Below are 15,788 nucleotides of genomic sequence, written 5' to 3' on the forward strand. Positions count from 1 at the left end.
ACCACCGTGCGGGTCAGGGACGGGCGATCTTCCAGTTGCCGCCCACGCCGTCGCCGGTCTTGTCGCCCGGCTTGGCATCCTTGGCCCAGTAGTACAGCGGCCAGCCCTTGTAGGCCCATTGGCGCTTGCCGTCTTCGCGAATGATGATGGTGTAGCCGCCGATGGGCTTGGCGGTTTCGGCCACGGGGAGCGGCGGCCAGTTGGCGGCGCACTGGGCGTTGCAGACGGAGGTGCCGGCGCCGGCCGTGTCCTTGGTGAAGGTGTAGAGCGTCATGCCGTTCGGTCCGACCAGCACGCCGTCGGCGGTGCGGGTGGGGGTGTCGGGCGCGCTGGCGGTCTTGTTGGACATGCCGCCGCAGCCGGCGAGCAGGGCCGCCGCGAGGATCGAGGCGCTGAGCAATTTCATGCAGTTTCTCCTTCGGTTGAAAAATCGCGAAAACAAACAAGGCAAGCGGGTTGTTGCGCGAGCCGGCAGTTTATGCCGGCCTCACGATAAATCCCGGTAGGCGAGGGTCGCGAGTTTGAGCAAAACATCGCGCGGTAGCTTGCCAGCAACGGCATAGCCGAAGCCCTGGTCGACCCAGTAGAAGCTCGGCACGGGGCCTTCGGAGGCGAAGCGGAAGGCGGTTTCCTTCAACGCGTCCGGCGGCGAGCCCGCGGCCCGGGCATCGAGGGTGCCGATGTAGAGCGTGACGCGCTCGCCCACCGCATCCTCGAACATGAACTGGGCGCGCGCGCCGGTTTCGCCGGGCAGCAGGCGGCCGCCGACGAGGGTGTAGCCCAGGGTGCTCAGGTCGGGCACCTTGAGCGGGCGGTCCAGGCGCTTGGAAAGCCACTGCACGAGGTGCTGTTGCTCGGAGGCGGCCACTTCGACCGGGTGTCTTTTCTCGGGGGCGTAGACGACATGGGCGATCGATGCGTCGTGCACGAACTCACGCATCGCGGGCGCCTTGGCCAGCACGGCCGCCGGGCTGCGCGATGCCGACCATTGCGCGTTGCCGAGCCAGCCCGCGGCAAACGCGACGAGCACGCCGGCGGCCATGCCGCCCCAGCGCATCCAGCTGCTGCGTCGGGCCTGCCGGGGCAGGTGGCGGTCGAGCGCGCTCGTCAGCGGTGCGGGAACGGGGTCGTGCAGCAGCTCGCCATGCAGGCGGCGCAGGGCATCGCGCTGCGTGTGCCAGGCCGCGACCTTCGCGGCCATGGCGGGATCGTGCGCCAGGGCTTCTTCGACGGCGGACCGGCGATCCGGTGCGAGTTGGCCATCGACCAGCGCGTGCAGTTCGTCGTCGGTGATGTCGCGGGAGGGCGGGGCGGGGCGGTTCATGGTGCGGCGGCGGTTTTCACTTGAGGCGGCGCAGGCCCGGACGGTGCGGCGCCGTGGCGCCGTCGAGCAGCTCCTGCAGCCGCACGCGGGCGCGCGAGAGGCGCGACATCACGGTGCCGGCGGGAATGCCGAGCACCTTCGCCACTTCGGCATAGGACATGTCTTCGAGCGTCACCAGCAGCAGCACGGCACGCTGCTCCTCGGGCAACTGCAGCAGGCAGCGCTGCAGGTCGAGGCCCGTGCCCTGGTCGCTGCCCGGGTCGATGCCGCCATGCAGTTCGTGCGTGGCGTCGTCGAGCGGCACCACGGCGTGCGGCGGCGGCGTGCGCCGCACCTGGCTCGCGAAGATGTTGTGCATGACCGTGAAGAGCCATGCGCGCAGGTCGCTCCCCACCACCCAGAGCCGCCATTTGCTGCAGGCTCGCTCGAGGGTGTCCTGCACCAGGTCGTCGGCCGCCCACGCGTTGCCCGTGAGCGCGCGCGCATAGCGGCGCAGACTCGGGATGTGGTCGACCAGCAGGCGGGCGTCCATGGGGGAATGGGGGGATGTGCGTCCGGGTCAGGGTCAGGGCTTGGCGGTTTTCCAGTTGCCGCCCACGCCGTCGCCGGTCTTGTCGCCCGGCTTGGTGTCCTTCACCCAGTAGTAGAGCGGCCAGCCCTTGGCGGCCCATTGCTTCTTGCCGTCGTCTCGGGTGACGATGGTGAAGTCGCCGCTCGGCTTGTCGCTGTCGGCGGCCATGAAGGGCGGCCAATTGGTGGCGCAGCCGCCGTTGCAGACCGATTTGCCGCTGCCGGCCGTGTCCTTCTCGAAGGTGTAGAGCGTCATGCCGTTCGCGCCGACCAACACGCCATCGGCGGTCTTGGGCTGGGCGAATGCGGGGAGGGCGAGCAGGCTGCCGAGCAGGGCAGCGGCGATGCCGACGGAGGAAATGCGAGAAGCGCGGGAAGTGCGAAATGGCGACATGGAAGGACTCCTGAGGTTGGATGGCATCGGCAATCCGATGACACTGCACAAACGCCCGCAGAGTGCTTTTTATTCCATGCCGCGCAAAAAAGAATGACTAGCGGCTGCGGCTCTTCATCGCGCGTTCGACCTCGCGCTTGCCTTCGCGGTCCTTGATGGTGTCGCGCTTGTCGTGCTCGGCCTTGCCCTTGGCCAGCGCGATCTCGCATTTGACCTTGCCCGCCTTCCAGTGCAGGTTGAGCGGCACCAGCGTGTAGCCCTTCTGCTCGACCTTGCCGACCAGCCGGCGGATTTCTTCCTTGTGCAGCAGCAGCTTCTTGGTGCGGATGGAGTCCGGATTGACGTGCGTCGAAGCGCTCTTGAGCGGGTTGATCTGCAGGCCCACGACGAACAGTTCGCCGTCGCGGATGACCACGTAGCCGTCGGTGAGCTGCACCTTGCCTTCGCGCAGCGACTTGACTTCCCAGCCTTCGAGCACGATGCCGGCCTCGAAGCGTTCTTCGAAGAAATAGTTGTACGCGGCCTTCTTGTTGTCGGCAATGCGGGAGGAGGTATCTTGTTTCTTTGTGGCCATGGCTCGGGAAGATGGGGACGCATGGCTTCAATACAATCCGTCGCGCACGCTGCACCGATTCTATGAAAACAGTCAACAAGTCCGTCCTCATCTGGTACAGCGCCGAAGAGATGTACGCGCTCGTCACCGATGTGGCGAAGTATCCGCAGTTCCTCCCGTGGTGCGACAAGGCCCGGATCCTCGAAGAGGACGAAGCCGGCATGACCGCCGAAGTCGGCCTCGCTTTCGCCGGCCTGCACCAGAGCTTCACCACCCGCAACACCCACATTCCCGGCCGGGAAGTGCAACTCAAACTGGTCGATGGCCCGTTCTCCAACCTCGACGGCAACTGGAAGTTCGTACCGGTGGGCGAAGCGGGCGAACGCGCCTGCCGTGTCGAGCTGCACATGAGCTACGGTTTCAGCAACTTCGCCTTGCAGGCGCTCGTGGGGCCGGTGTTCGACACCGTTGCATCGAGCCTGGTCGAAGCCTTCGTCAAGCGCGCCGAGCAGGTCTACGGCAGCCCCTGAATGATCGAGGTCACGCTGACTTGCTCGCCCGCGGCACGCGAGGTGTTCGAGCAGGTCCTGCAGCTTGAAGAAGGCATCGTCCTGAGCGACGCGGTGCAGGCGAGCGGGTTGTCGCGGCGCTTTCCCGATCTCGATTGGCGGCATGCCATGACACCGGGTGTCTGGGGCAGGGCGGTCGAGTGGAGCCAGGTGCTGAAGGACGGCGATCGCATCGAGCTGTGCCGGCCGCTCACGGTCGATCCGAAGGTGGCGCGCCGCGAGCGCTTCAAGCGCCAGGGCGCGCGGGGCACCGGCCTCTTCGCGAGCCAGCGCAAGGGCGGCAAGACCGGCTACTGAGGCAGCCGGTTCCGCCGGTTTTCTTATTTGCAGTCGCTGTCGATGATCGACTGGATCCGCTTTTGCTCGGCCACGCGCGCGGTGTCGTCCATGATCTCGCGCTCGCCCTTGGCATTCACCTTCGCGATGCGAATGCCGCTGTCCAGCGTGGACTTGCCTTCGCGGGCGCGCGTACAGTTGTCGGCCTTGGCCTTGGCGACCTTTGCCTCTTCGGCGGCGCGCTTGGCTTTTTCTTCGGCCTCGGCCTTCTTTGTCTTTTCCTCGAGTTCCTTGTCGACGCCGCTCGGCTTCGGCGCGGCGGCGTTTTCGCGCGCCTTGGGTGTTGCGGCTTCGGTGCCTTCGGCGGCTGGAGCGTCGATGCCTGAGGCTGGCCGCTGCGGCGGTGTGCCTGAACGGCGCAGGATGTTCTTCTCGGGAACATCCGGTGGCGGCGCCTGGTCGCTGAAGACTTTTTTGCCGTTGTTATCGATCCATTGCCATTGCGCGCTCGCCGAGAGCGGCAGCGCCACGACACATCCCACCAGCAGCCAGTGCATGAATTTCATGCCCGAAGTTTAGCCGCGCCTTACTTCTTGCAACATCCTTGGTGGGTGCTTTTGCAACGGTCTCGAAAAGCCCGGCCCGGCAGACGGCCCGGGAGCCTCGTTACAATCCATCTTTTGGAGCTTCACCCATGCGCCTTCTCGGCAAAGCGCTCACCTTCGACGACGTGTTGTTGGTGCCAGCGTTCTCCCAGGTCCTGCCCAAGGACACCTCCCTCGCCACCAAACTCTCCCGCAACATCACGCTGAACCTGCCGCTCGTCTCGGCGGCCATGGACACCGTGACAGAAGCCCGCCTCGCGATCGCCATCGCGCAGGAGGGCGGCATCGGGATCGTTCACAAGAACCTCACCGCGCAACAGCAGGCCGCCGAAGTGGCCCGCGTGAAGCGCTACGAATCGGGCGTGCTGCGCGACCCGGTGGTGATCACGCCGACGCACTCGGTGCGCCAGGTGATGGCGCTGTCGGACCAGCTCGGCATTTCCGGCTTCCCGGTGGTGGACGCGGGCAAGGTGGTCGGCATCGTCACCGGCCGTGACTTGCGCTTCGAGAACCGCTACGACGTGCCCGTGAGCGAAATCATGACGCGGCGCGACAAGCTCATCACCGTGCCCGACGGCACCACGCTGGCCGAAGCCAAGGCGCTGCTGAACAAGTACAAGCTCGAGCGCCTCTTGGTCATCAACGGCGACTGGGAGCTCAAGGGCCTCATCACCGTCAAGGACATCACCAAGCAAACCAGCTTCCCCAATGCCGCACGCGACGCCAATGGCCGCCTGCGCGTGGGCGCGGCGGTGGGCGTGGGCGACGGCACCGAAGAACGCGTCGAAGCGCTGGTGAAGGCCGGCGTCGATGCCATCGTGGTCGACACCGCGCACGGCCACAGTGCCGGCGTGATCGAGCGCGTGCGCTGGGTCAAGAAGAACTATCCGCAGGTCGACGTCATCGGCGGCAACATCGCCACCGGCGACGCCGCGCGCGCGCTGGCCGATGCCGGCGCCGATGCGGTCAAGGTCGGCATCGGCCCTGGCTCCATCTGCACCACCCGCATCGTGGCAGGCGTGGGCGTGCCGCAGATCATGGCGGTCGACAGCGTGGCCACCGCGCTGCAGGGCACCGGCATTCCGCTGATCTCCGACGGCGGCGTGCGCTACTCGGGCGACATCGCCAAGGCGATCGCCGCAGGCGCCAGCACCGTGATGATGGGCAGCATGTTCGCCGGCACCGAAGAGGCTCCCGGAGAGATCGTTCTGTACCAGGGCCGCAGCTACAAGAGCTACCGCGGCATGGGTTCCATCGGCGCGATGCAGCAGGGCAGTGCCGACCGGTATTTCCAGGAATCGACCACCGGCAATCCGAACACCGACAAGCTCGTGCCCGAAGGCATTGAAGGCCGCGTGCCCTACAAGGGCTCGATCGTCTCCATCGTCTATCAAATGGCCGGGGGCGTGCGCGCCAGCATGGGTTACTGCGGCTGCGCGACCATCGCGGACATGCAGAGCAAGGCCGAGTTCGTCGAGATCACCACGGCCGGTATCCGTGAGAGCCACGTCCACGACGTGCAGATCACCAAAGAAGCGCCGAACTACCGCGCTGAGTAATGTGGCCCCCCACGCGCCCCCACTGCGTGTGGGGCGCTGCCCCCCAAGGGGGCGGCAGGCCGCCTTGGGGCGGCCCGGCGCCGGCCTGAAGCCCAATCTGGCCAGACCTTGAAAGTCAGGCCAGACTTGGTTTAGAATTTGGGCCAGATTCAAATTTTCTGGCCCAAATGCAATCCATCGGCATCGCTGAAGCCAAGAACAACTTCTCGGCCCTGATCGACTCGGTCGAAAAGGGCGAGGAGGTTCGCATCACCCGCCACGGCAAGGAAGTTGTGCGCATGCTGCCGGTGCGCCGCAAGCCCGTCATCACCGATGAGCAGATCGCCCGCGAACTCGGCCAGATCGACGCGCTGCACGCCACCATCCAGCCCGGTCTCTCTCTTCGCGCATTGCGGGGCGAAGGGCGCCAATCGTGACAGCCTTCGTCATGGATGCCTCCGTCACCGCCGCCTGGTTGCTGCCCGACCATGCCAGCGAACACACCCGCAAGCTCTACGCCGCCATCCGCCGCGACGAGGTCGAGCCGCAGGCGCCCAACGCCTGGCAATGGGAGTGCGCCAACATCCTCGCAAACGGCGTGCGCAGCGGCCGCATTCCGACGTCTGCCGTCGAAGGCCTGTGGAGCGTGCTCGACGCCATCCGCCACCGCGTCGAGCTGCACGAACTCGCGCCCGCCCAGCACAAGGCCGTGCTCGCGGTGGCCATCGACGCCGGCATCTCGACCTACGACGCGGGCTATCTCTGGCTCGCCAAGTCGCTCAATCTTCCGCTCGCCACTTTCGACGAGCACCTCATCCAGGCAGCGCCCAAGGCGGGCGTGAAGCTGTTCGACATTTCAACGCTCTGAGTCCTCTCGCCATGCAACACGACAAGATCCTCATCCTCGACTTCGGCTCGCAAGTCACGCAGCTCATCGCACGCCGCGTGCGCGAGGCGCATGTGCTGAGCGAAGTGCATCCCTGCGACGTCACCGACGAATGGGTGCGCGAATACGCGGCCGACGGCCACCTCAAGGGCGTGATCCTCTCGGGCAGCCACGCGAGCGTGTACGAGGAAACCACCGACAAGGCCCCGCAGGCCGTGTTCGACCTCGGCGTGCCGGTGCTGGGCATCTGCTACGGCATGCAGACCATGGCGCACCAGCTGGGCGGCAAGGTCGAAGGCGGCCACAAGCGCGAGTTCGGCTTTGCGGCCGTGCGCGCCCACGGCCACACCGCGCTGCTGAAGGACATCGCCGACTTCACCACCCCCGAAGGCCACGGCATGCTCAACGTGTGGATGAGCCACGGCGACAAGGTCACCGAGCTGCCCCCGGGCTTCAAGCTCATGGCGAGCACCGACAGCTGCCCCATCGCCGGCATGGCCGACGAGGCGCGCCGCTACTACGCGCTGCAGTTCCACCCCGAAGTCACGCACACGGTGCAGGGCAAGGCGATCATCGAGCGCTTCGTGCTCGGCATCTGCAACGCCAAGCCCGACTGGGTCATGCGCGACCACATCGCCGAAGCCGTCGAGAAGATCCGCGAACAGGTGGGCGATGAAGAAGTCATCCTCGGCCTTTCGGGCGGTGTCGATTCGAGCGTGGCCGCAGCGCTCATCCACCGCGCCATCGGCGACCAGCTGACCTGCGTGTTCGTCGACCACGGCCTCTTGCGCCTGAACGAAGGCGACATGGTCATGGAAATGTTCGAAGGCAAGCTGCACGCGAAGGTGATCCGGGTGGATGCCAGCGACCTGTTCCTCGGCAAGCTCGCCGGCGTGAGCGACCCCGAAGCCAAGCGCAAGATCATCGGCGGCGAGTTCGTCACCGTGTTCAAGCAGGAGGCGGCCAAGCTCAAGGCGGGAGATGGCGGCCACAAGGGCGCGACCTTCCTCGCGCAAGGCACGATCTATCCGGACGTCATCGAATCGGGCGGCGCCAAGAGCAAGAAGGCCGTCACCATCAAGAGCCACCACAACGTGGGCGGGCTGCCAGAGCAACTGGGCCTGAAGCTGCTCGAGCCGCTGCGCGATCTCTTCAAGGACGAAGTGCGCGAACTCGGCGTGGCGCTCGGCCTGCCGCCCGAGATGGTGTATCGCCATCCGTTCCCCGGCCCGGGCCTGGGCGTGCGCATCCTGGGCGAAGTGAAGAAGGAATACGCCGACCTGCTGCGCCGCGCCGACGCGATCTTCATCGAGGAGCTGCGCAACTTCAAGGACGAGAGCGGCAAGACCTGGTACGACCTCACGAGCCAGGCCTTCACCGTGTTCCTGCCCGTCAAGAGCGTGGGCGTGATGGGCGACGGCCGCACCTACGACTATGTCGTTGCGTTGCGCGCCGTGCAGACCAGCGACTTCATGACCGCCGACTGGGCCGAGCTGCCGTACGCGCTGCTCAAGAAGGTGTCGGGGCGGATCATCAACGAGGTGCGCGGCATCAACCGCGTGACCTACGACGTGTCGAGCAAGCCGCCGGCGACGATCGAGTGGGAGTGATCGATCTGCCGGGTGCCTGCCCATGCTCAGTGCCTGCGCCCAGCACGCCGTAGCGGCAGGAAGACGCCGAGCGCTGCTTTCTTGATCGCGATGCGCCGGCCTGGAAGCGGTGGCCATCGGCGGAGCGCTCCAGCGCCGCGAGGAATGGGCGTCTTGGAAGAACCCGACCGGACTAGACGCGCTGTGAATCCAGCTGCTCGTCGTTCTTCGCCACTTGCTGCGCCCGTGCATAGCTCTCGATCAGCAACTGATACGGCGGGAAGACCGCGCTGTAGGCCTCGGCCCATTGCAGCGCATCCTCGCGGTTCCAGGTCTTCTGCACTTCCGAGCACACGGCGGCGGTGTCCATCGGCACCACACCGGCCTGCACAATGCGCGCCAGCGTAATCTCCTGGGCCATCTTCGAGTAGGTTCCGGAGGCGTCGATCACGGCGAACACTTGGTAGCCCTCGTGCACCGCCGCGATGCTCGGGAAGGCCATGCACACGCTGGTGATGGTGCCGGCGATGATGAGCTGTTTGCGCCCCGTCGCCTTCACGGCGGCAACGAACTCGGGGTTGTCCCAAGCATTGATCTCGCCCTTGCGCGCCACGTACTGCGCATGCGGGGCGTACTTGTGAATCTCGGGAATCAGCGGCCCGTTCGGGCCTTGCGGCACCGAGGCCGTGGTGATCACCGGAATCTTCGCCAGGGTCGCGACCTTGGCCAGCGTCGTCGCATTGCTGCGCACCTCGGTGAAGGGCATGTCCTTGATGGTCTGGAACAGGCCGCTCTGGTGGTCGATCAGCAGCATCGCCGCGTTGTCGGGATCGATGATCGGGCGGGCGCCGTTGAAGTTGGCGATGGTGTTGGGTGTGCTCATGGTCATCTCCTGGAGATTGCAAAGTGCCCGGGATGGGCGGACAGGGCACAGCCGTCTTCCACCGGGGCGGCAAGCCCTGGTGGACGAAAGCTGTGCTGAAGAAAACAGGGGAGCCTCCTTTGCAGGAGGCCCCGAACGCTCAGGCCGCCATCCGCCCGAAGCGGCCGCTGTTGAAGTCGGCCACGGCCTGGCGGATCTCGTCCTCGCTGTTCATCACGAACGGGCCGTAGCCCACCACGGGCTCGTCGATCGGCTCGCCCGACAGCCACAGCACGGTCGCGTCGCTGTTGGCTTCGATCTCCACGCCGCTGCCGGCACGGTCCAGATGCACCAGTTGCCCTTCGCGCGCAACGGTCGCGCCGTTGACCAGCACCGTGCCGCGCAGAACGACCAGCGCCAGCGTATGGCCGTCCTTCGCCTCGAAGCGTCCGACGCCGCCCTGGCCGATGCGCAGGTCCCACACGTCCATTGCCGTGAAGGTTCGCGCCGGGCCGCGATGCCCGTCGAATTCCCCGGCGATCACGCGCACCCGGCCTGCGCCTTCGGGCAGGTCCACCGACGGGATCTGCGCATCCAGCAGGGTCTGGTAGCCCGGCTCGGCCATCTTGTCCTTTGCAGGCAGGTTGACCCAGAGCTGCACCATCTCGATGGTGCCGCCACGTTCGGTGAAGGCCCGCGAGTGGAACTCCTCGTGCAGGATGCCGCCGCCGGCGGTCATCCATTGCACGTCGCCGGGGCCGATCAGCCCGCCCGCGCCGGTGGAATCCTTATGTTCCAGCTCGCCCTGGTAGACGATGGTCACGGTCTCGAAACCGCGGTGCGGATGCTTGCCGACGCCGCGCGGGCGCACCGTCGGCTCGAAGGACGTCGGTGCCGCGTGGTCCAGCAGCAGGAACGGGCTCAGGTGCTTGCCCAGGCCGTCGTAGCCGAACAGCGAGCGCACCGGAAAACCGTCGCCCACCCAGTGCGGACGGGGGGCGCTGTAGACACCGAGGACTTTCTTCATCTTCATCTCCTTGCGTCGCCAGGAGGAAGCTCCTGGCCGATGCATAGAGAATATGGGATGAACGATGAAGGCGGTAGCCAGCGCTATTTGCCATCAGAGTCCTATTCAAGGAACGATGAGGGCGCTTTGCCATGAAAGACCTGAACGACCTCTACTACTTCGTGCAAGTGGTGGACCACCGCGGCTTCGCACCGGCCGGGCGAGCGCTGGGCATGCCCAAATCCAAGTTGAGCCGACGCATTGCGCTGCTGGAAGAGCGCCTGGGCACGCGCCTGATCCAGCGCTCCACGCGGCGCTTTGCCGTCACCGAGGTCGGCCAGACCTACTACGGCCACTGCAAGGCGATGCTGGTGGAGGCCGACGCCGCCGACGAAGCCATCGCGCTGACCCATGCCGAGCCCTGCGGCATCGTGCGCATGACCTGCCCGGTGGCGCTGCTCGACGCGCGCATCGCCGACATGCTGGCGGCGTTCATGGTCGCGAATCCGCGCGTGGAGATTCACCTGGAAGAAACCAACCGCCGCGTCGATGTGGTGGGCGAGGGCATCGACGTGGCCGTCCGCGTGCGCCCGCCGCCCATCGAGGACAGCGACCTCGTGATGCGCGTGCTCGCCGAGCGCGGGCAGTGCCTGGTGGCCAGCCCGCGTCTGCTGGCGAACGGCATCCCGCAGGTGCCCGCCGACCTGGCGGGCCTGCCGAGCATGGACCTGGGCCTGCCGGCGCACGAGCATGTGTGGAACCTGATCGGCCCGGACGGCACGCAGGCGGCCATCCGCCACCAGCCGCGCTTCATTACGCGCGGCATGCTGGCCCTGCGCGCGGCCGCTGTTGCCGGGGTGGGCGTGGCGCAGTTGCCCTCGATGATGGTGCGCGAGCAGATCGAGCGCGGCGAACTGGTCCGCGTGATTCCGGGCTGGGCGCCGCAGCGCGAAATCGTCCATGTGGTGTTCGCCTCGCGCCGCGGGCTGCTGCCGGCGGTGCGGGCGCTGGTGGACTTTCTGGCGGATCGGTTCCAGGCGCTGGACGAAGACTGATCGTTCTTGCCGGCCAGTTCACTGGCCTTTGCCGTTGCTGAAGGCCGCGTGAAGAGAGTAGCTCGTGCGCGATGATCGACGCATGTCAGAACAGCTTCTTCTTCCCGGAATCGATCCCCCGCCGCGGCCTCTGCCGCGACCCCGAACCAAGGCACGCCGCAAGGAGCCGCTGCCGCACACGCTTTTCCTCGCGATCTTTCCGAGTGCCGAAGACGCCGCATCGATTGCGGCGCTCGGTGCGCAACTCAACGACCGCCATGCGCTGAAAGGAATGCTGAGCGAGCCGCATCGCCTGCATGTCACGCTGCACGATCTCGGCGGCTACGAGACGGTGCCGCGCAAGAAAGTGCAGGCCGCGCTGGAGGCCGCCGCAACCGTCTCGCCGCCTTCGTTCGAGGTCGTCTTCGACCATGCCATGAGCTATGCGAATGGCAAGGCCTTCGTGCTGTGCGGCGAAGAGGGTGTTGCCGCATTGGCCGACTTCCGGCAGCGCCTCGGTGAAGCGCTCGCCGACGCGGGGCTGAAGCCCGACCGCAGCTTCACGCCGCACATGACCCTCGCGTACACGCGCCGCAAGATCGAAAAGCATGCGATCGATCCGATCCGCTGGACGGCGGGCTCCTTTGCGCTCATCGACAGCCATGTCGGGGAGGGCGTGCACGAAGTGCTGGGACGGTGGCCTGCATGAGCGAGCCGCTCATCGTCTGTCTCGACGTGGACTACCGCGCTGAGATGGCGGTGGCCGCGGGTCTCTGGTTTCGCGGGTGGACGGCGGCGCGCGAAGAGACGCAGGCCGTCGCAGGCTTTCGCGAAGTGGCCGAATACCAGCCGGGCGAGTTCTATCGCCGCGAGTTGCCGTGCCTGCTCGGCGTGCTGCGCGAAGGGCCCGCGGCGGACATCGTCATCGTCGATGGCTATGTGTCGCTGGAGCTGGGCCACGCGGGCCTGGGCGCGCATCTGCACGACGCGCTCGATCGCCAGGTGCCCGTGGTCGGCGTTGCCAAGACCGCCTATCGCAGCGCGAGTGATGTGGTCGAGGTGCTGCGCGGCCAGAGCACGTCGCCGCTGTTCGTGACGGCCATCGGCATCGACCTCGCCGCCGCGGCTGCCGAGGTGAAGCGCATGCATGGCGAGTACCGCGTGCCGACCTTGCTGCGTGCGGTGGACCAGCTTGCGCGCCGCTCGGAAATGCCGGTGCGCATCGACCCGGCCGGCTAGGAAACTTCCTTCCGGTCTTTCCTGTTCTTCCTGTTGACGACTTTTTCATTCGTGCCTGAACGCAGGAACCCCAGCGTTCCCGAGTTCCCCGAACAGTTGTCAAGCTGACGACATATTTGGCGTCGAAGCTCCCCAGGACGGCATTTTTTTCAAGAGCCGACAGGAGGGAGAGTCAGCGTGAACCACATCGTGGCGAGATCGTTCCTGCACGGGCGCATCCGATGAGCGGCCCGCCGGGCCGTCATCTCGCGGAGCTTGTCGCCGACCGGCAGCACGACCGGCTGCTGCGGCTGTCGTTCCCCCAGGGCGGGGAGCCGGCGGGGGCCGACCTCGTGGTCGACACGCTGCATGCGTCCGAAGGCCTCTCGCGCGATTTCGAATTCACCGCCGGGCTGCTCAGCAGCAACGCGGGGCTGTCCCTGAAGGACCTGCAGGGCAAGATGCTCTGCGTGGAACTCGTGCGGCCCGACGGCACGCTGCGCCATTTCACCGGCATCGTCTTCGGGTTCCGGCTCGTGCGCACCGACGGCAACCTGGCCTTCTACGAAGCCCGCCTCGGCCCGTGGCTCCAGTACCTGCGGCTGCGCGCGAACAACCGCCTCTTTCATCGCCAGACGCTGCGCGCGCAGACCGAGGCCATCTTCAACGACTACGGCGTGCTGCCCAAGTGGGAGTGGTTCGTCCGCGGCGAAGATCCGCCCCGCACGATGGCCGTGCAGGGCGGCGGCGCCGGCGGCGAGAGCGACCACAACTACCTGCACCGCCGCTGGGAGGCGGCGGGCTACAGCTACTGGTACGAGCACTCGGCCGAAGGCCACACGCTGCATGTGTGCGACGACAGCACGCTCGCCAAGGCCGTCGACGGCTCGTCCTCCGGCATCCGCTTCCAGGACGAAGGCGGCGCCGAGGAAGAAGACGCCATCGGCCAATGGCGCGCGGTGCGCGAACTGGTACCGGCGCAAACGGCCGTGAGCGCCTTCGACTTCAAGAGCCCGCGCCCGCAGCACGCCGAGATGCCCAGCAACAACCAGCAGGGCGACGTGCCCCAGCTGGAGGTGCACGAATACGGCGGCGCACGTCACTTCAAGACCTCGATCGAAGGCGAGGGCGTGGCGCGGCGGCGCATCGGCGAGATCGAGGCGAAGGCCAAGCGCTTCGAGGCCGAGGGCAACAACCGCTTCGTGCTGCCGGGCCGCTGGTTCCGGCTGATCGACCACTTCGGGCGCACGCAGGGCGATGGCTCCGAAAGTGAATTCCTCATCCTCTCGGTAGAGCACCGCGCAACCAACAACTACCTGCAGGCGCCCGGCGCCGGCGCAGAGGCAATCCGGCCGAAGGGGACGCGGGCCGAATACAGGAACAGCTTCACCTGCAGCCGCCGCTTCGTCGCGTGGATGCCGGGCCGGGGCTTTCACAGCGTCGAGCAGCGGGTGCTGGCGCCGCAGACTGCGACCGTGGTCGGCCCGGCCAGCGAGGGCAGCATCCACACCGACGAGTTCGGGCGCATCCGCATCCAGTTCCACTGGGACCGCGAAGGCCAGAACGACGAAAAAAGCTCGGCCTGGGTGCGGGTGCTGAGCAACTGGGCCGGCGGCGAGACCGGCATGGTGTCGTTCCCCCGCGTGGGCTCCGAGGTGGTGGTGCAGTGCCTCGATGGCAACCCCGACCATCCGGTGGTGATGGGCGTGGTCTACAACGCACGGCGCATGCCGCCGTGGGCGCTGCCGGGACAGAAGGCGCTCATGGGCCTGCGCAGCCGCGAGCTCGCCGAGGGCTCGGGCAACGAGCCCGGCGGCAAGAGCAATCACCTGCTTCTGGACGACACGCCGGGCAAGATCCAGGCGCAGCTGCGAAGCGACCACGACGCAAGCCAGCTGAGCCTGGGCCACATCGCGCGCATCGAGGACAACGCGGGCCGCAAGGACGAGCGCGGCCAGGGCTTCGAGCTGCGCACCGACGGCCACGGCGCGATCCGCGCGATGGCGGGTTTGCTCATCAGCACCGAGCCGCGCCCCAACGCACAAGCGCACATCACCGACATGGGCGAGACCGTGGCGCGGCTCGCGAACGCCGGCGACCAGCAGGAGAGCCTGGCCGACCTCGCGCAGCAGCACCAGGCGCAGGACAAGGGCGGCGATCAGGACGAAGTCGGCAAGGCCCTGAAGGCACAGAGCGAGGCGGTCAAGGGCTCGGGCGGCAACCCGCAGCAGGGCGAGTTTCCGGAGTTGAGCGAGCCGCACATGGTGCTCGCGAGCCCGGCCGGCATCGCCGCGACTTCGGTCAAGTCGACGCACCTGCACAGCGAGGAACACGTCGCATTGACCAGCGCACAGCACATGAGTTTTTCGGTGGGCAAGCGGCTGCTCGCGAGCGCCATCGAGTCGGTGCGCATCTTTGCCTACAAGCTCGGCATGAAGCTGGTCGCGGCCAACGGCGACATCGACATCCAGGCGCTGAAGGACAACATCAACCTGCTCGCGAAACTCAAGATCACGCAGACCGCCGACGAGATCGTGATCACCGCCAAGCAAAAGGTCACCATCGTCGGTGCGGGCAGCTATACGCACTGGAGCGCCGACGGCATCCGCAGCGGCACCAGCGGCGCGTGGGTCGCGCACGCGGCATCGCATTCGCTGATCGGCCCCGACACGCGACCCGCCTCGTTCCCCTCGCCGCCCGCACCGGGCAACGGCACGCTCGAACTCTTCAACAAGTACGTGGCCGACCAGCGCGGCGTGAAGGGCGGCGACTACGAAGTCGTCGATGCGCTGGGCACGGTCAAGACCGGCAAGCTCGATGCGAACGGTTTCGCCAGCGTCGCAGGGCTGTTCCCCGGGCCCGCGAGCGTTACCTTCGGCGACGACCCGAGCCGGACGTGGGAGGAGGGCAGCTACTTCGGCAAGCCCAGGAACGATGCGGCCGGCGGCGCGGATGCGGCAGGCGCAGGAGGTCTGGGCGGGGCAGCGCAGGCCGCGATGGGGCAGATCGCCGGCGTGCTCGGAAAAAGCGGCATCGCGGCCGATGCGGGCGGACTTGCCAGCCTCGCGCAGACCGTGCAATCGGGCCTGCAGGCCGCGCGCACCTTGCAGGCGGTGGGCAAGGGCGATCTGGCGGGCCTCGCGGGCGGGGCCGCGAGCCTGCTGGGCAATCCGGCGGGTTCGCTCACGGGCGCGGCGGTGCAGGCTGCGGGTTCTTCCGTGGGCAAGCTGTTGCCTCCCAAGCTGGCCGATGCCGCCGCCAACCTGCTGCCGCGCGCGACCACCGCCACCGGGGTACAGCCCGAGATCGCGGGTCTCAAGATCCCCGGCTTCGTGGGCTGAGCGGGGCGCGGGCAATCGACAAC

General features: G+C 67.0%; 18 protein-coding genes. 10 read left to right on the forward strand and 8 right to left on the reverse strand.

Annotation, left to right across the window (positions count from 1 at the left end; all coding sequences use genetic code 11):
• Window positions 1-13: 13 nt before the first annotated feature.
• The 5 genes from J2W23_RS19100 to smpB form a co-directional block, all read right to left on the reverse strand.
• Window positions 14-406, reverse strand: a complete 393-nt coding sequence (locus J2W23_RS19100; RefSeq protein ID WP_176657316.1) for a COG4315 family predicted lipoprotein — start codon at window positions 404-406, stop codon at window positions 14-16.
• A gap of 81 nt (window positions 407-487) precedes the next feature.
• Window positions 488-1,324, reverse strand: coding sequence for an anti-sigma factor family protein (locus tag J2W23_RS19105; protein WP_176657317.1), 837 nt, complete (start codon window positions 1,322-1,324; stop codon window positions 488-490).
• 16 nt (window positions 1,325-1,340) lie between these two features.
• Window positions 1,341-1,856, reverse strand: a complete 516-nt coding sequence (locus J2W23_RS19110; RefSeq protein WP_176657318.1) for a sigma-70 family RNA polymerase sigma factor — start codon at window positions 1,854-1,856, stop codon at window positions 1,341-1,343.
• A gap of 33 nt (window positions 1,857-1,889) precedes the next feature.
• Window positions 1,890-2,288 carry a COG4315 family predicted lipoprotein gene (locus J2W23_RS19115; protein WP_307649853.1) on the reverse strand — a complete coding sequence of 133 codons (399 nt, stop codon included), beginning with the start codon at window positions 2,286-2,288 and terminating at the stop codon, window positions 1,890-1,892.
• Window positions 2,289-2,385: 97 nt separating this feature from the next.
• Entirely contained in the window at window positions 2,386-2,862 is a 477-nt protein-coding gene (smpB, locus tag J2W23_RS19120) for an SsrA-binding protein SmpB (protein WP_012747861.1), read from the reverse strand.
• 62 nt (window positions 2,863-2,924) lie between these two features.
• Here smpB and J2W23_RS19125 point away from each other — a divergent pair, with 62 nt between their 5' ends.
• Complete coding sequence (locus tag J2W23_RS19125; protein WP_176657320.1) at window positions 2,925-3,371, forward strand: type II toxin-antitoxin system RatA family toxin; 447 nt, start codon at window positions 2,925-2,927, stop codon at window positions 3,369-3,371.
• Window positions 3,372-3,707, forward strand: coding sequence for an RnfH family protein (locus J2W23_RS19130; RefSeq protein WP_307649854.1), 336 nt, complete (start codon window positions 3,372-3,374; stop codon window positions 3,705-3,707).
• A 23-nt stretch (window positions 3,708-3,730) separates the two neighbouring features.
• Here the strand turns inward: J2W23_RS19130 and J2W23_RS19135 are convergent, their stop codons facing one another.
• Window positions 3,731-4,252: a DUF4124 domain-containing protein gene (locus tag J2W23_RS19135; protein WP_307649855.1), complete on the reverse strand. Its 522-nt coding sequence runs from the start codon at window positions 4,250-4,252 to the stop codon at window positions 3,731-3,733.
• A 128-nt stretch (window positions 4,253-4,380) separates the two neighbouring features.
• Between J2W23_RS19135 and guaB the strand changes: the two genes are divergently transcribed.
• The 4 genes from guaB to guaA all read left to right on the forward strand — a co-directional run bounded on the left by guaB (window position 4,381) and on the right by guaA (window position 8,325).
• The gene (guaB, locus tag J2W23_RS19140; protein ID WP_176657323.1) at window positions 4,381-5,850 is read left to right on the forward strand and encodes an IMP dehydrogenase; all 1,470 of its coding nucleotides are present in this window, start codon (window positions 4,381-4,383) and stop codon (window positions 5,848-5,850) included.
• 167 nt (window positions 5,851-6,017) lie between these two features.
• Window positions 6,018-6,266 carry a type II toxin-antitoxin system Phd/YefM family antitoxin gene (locus J2W23_RS19145; RefSeq protein WP_176657324.1) on the forward strand — a complete coding sequence of 83 codons (249 nt, stop codon included), beginning with the start codon at window positions 6,018-6,020 and terminating at the stop codon, window positions 6,264-6,266.
• 11 nt (window positions 6,267-6,277) lie between these two features.
• Window positions 6,278-6,697 (forward strand): type II toxin-antitoxin system VapC family toxin, encoded by a 420-nt coding sequence (locus J2W23_RS19150; protein WP_176657679.1) that lies wholly within the window; start codon window positions 6,278-6,280, stop codon window positions 6,695-6,697.
• Window positions 6,698-6,708: 11 nt separating this feature from the next.
• Window positions 6,709-8,325, forward strand: coding sequence for a glutamine-hydrolyzing GMP synthase (guaA, locus tag J2W23_RS19155; RefSeq protein WP_176657325.1), 1,617 nt, complete (start codon window positions 6,709-6,711; stop codon window positions 8,323-8,325).
• A gap of 172 nt (window positions 8,326-8,497) precedes the next feature.
• Here the strand turns inward: guaA and J2W23_RS19160 are convergent, their stop codons facing one another.
• Window positions 8,498-9,187: a hydrolase gene (locus J2W23_RS19160; RefSeq protein ID WP_307649856.1), complete on the reverse strand. Its 690-nt coding sequence runs from the start codon at window positions 9,185-9,187 to the stop codon at window positions 8,498-8,500.
• Between the two features lie 139 nt (window positions 9,188-9,326).
• Window positions 9,327-10,193 (reverse strand): pirin family protein, encoded by an 867-nt coding sequence (locus J2W23_RS19165; protein WP_307649857.1) that lies wholly within the window; start codon window positions 10,191-10,193, stop codon window positions 9,327-9,329.
• Window positions 10,194-10,324: 131 nt separating this feature from the next.
• Here J2W23_RS19165 and J2W23_RS19170 point away from each other — a divergent pair, with 131 nt between their 5' ends.
• From J2W23_RS19170 to J2W23_RS19185, 4 genes are all read left to right on the forward strand, one after another.
• Window positions 10,325-11,227, forward strand: coding sequence for a LysR family transcriptional regulator (locus J2W23_RS19170; RefSeq protein WP_307649858.1), 903 nt, complete (start codon window positions 10,325-10,327; stop codon window positions 11,225-11,227).
• Window positions 11,228-11,309: 82 nt separating this feature from the next.
• The gene (locus tag J2W23_RS19175) at window positions 11,310-11,915 is read left to right on the forward strand and encodes a 2'-5' RNA ligase family protein (protein WP_307649859.1); all 606 of its coding nucleotides are present in this window, start codon (window positions 11,310-11,312) and stop codon (window positions 11,913-11,915) included.
• Window positions 11,912-12,445, forward strand: coding sequence for an endonuclease V (locus J2W23_RS19180; protein WP_307649860.1), 534 nt, complete (start codon window positions 11,912-11,914; stop codon window positions 12,443-12,445). Before J2W23_RS19175 ends, J2W23_RS19180 begins: the two co-directional genes overlap by 4 nt.
• Before the next feature lie 221 nt (window positions 12,446-12,666).
• A complete protein-coding gene (locus J2W23_RS19185) occupies window positions 12,667-15,765 on the forward strand; it encodes a type VI secretion system Vgr family protein (protein ID WP_307649861.1) in 3,099 nt (1,032 codons plus the stop codon).
• The last annotated feature ends 23 nt before the right edge of the window (window positions 15,766-15,788 follow it).

Origin of the sequence: Variovorax boronicumulans (genome assembly GCF_030812215.1) — a bacterium.
Taxonomy (GTDB): Bacteria; Pseudomonadota; Gammaproteobacteria; order Burkholderiales; family Burkholderiaceae_C; genus Variovorax; species Variovorax boronicumulans_C.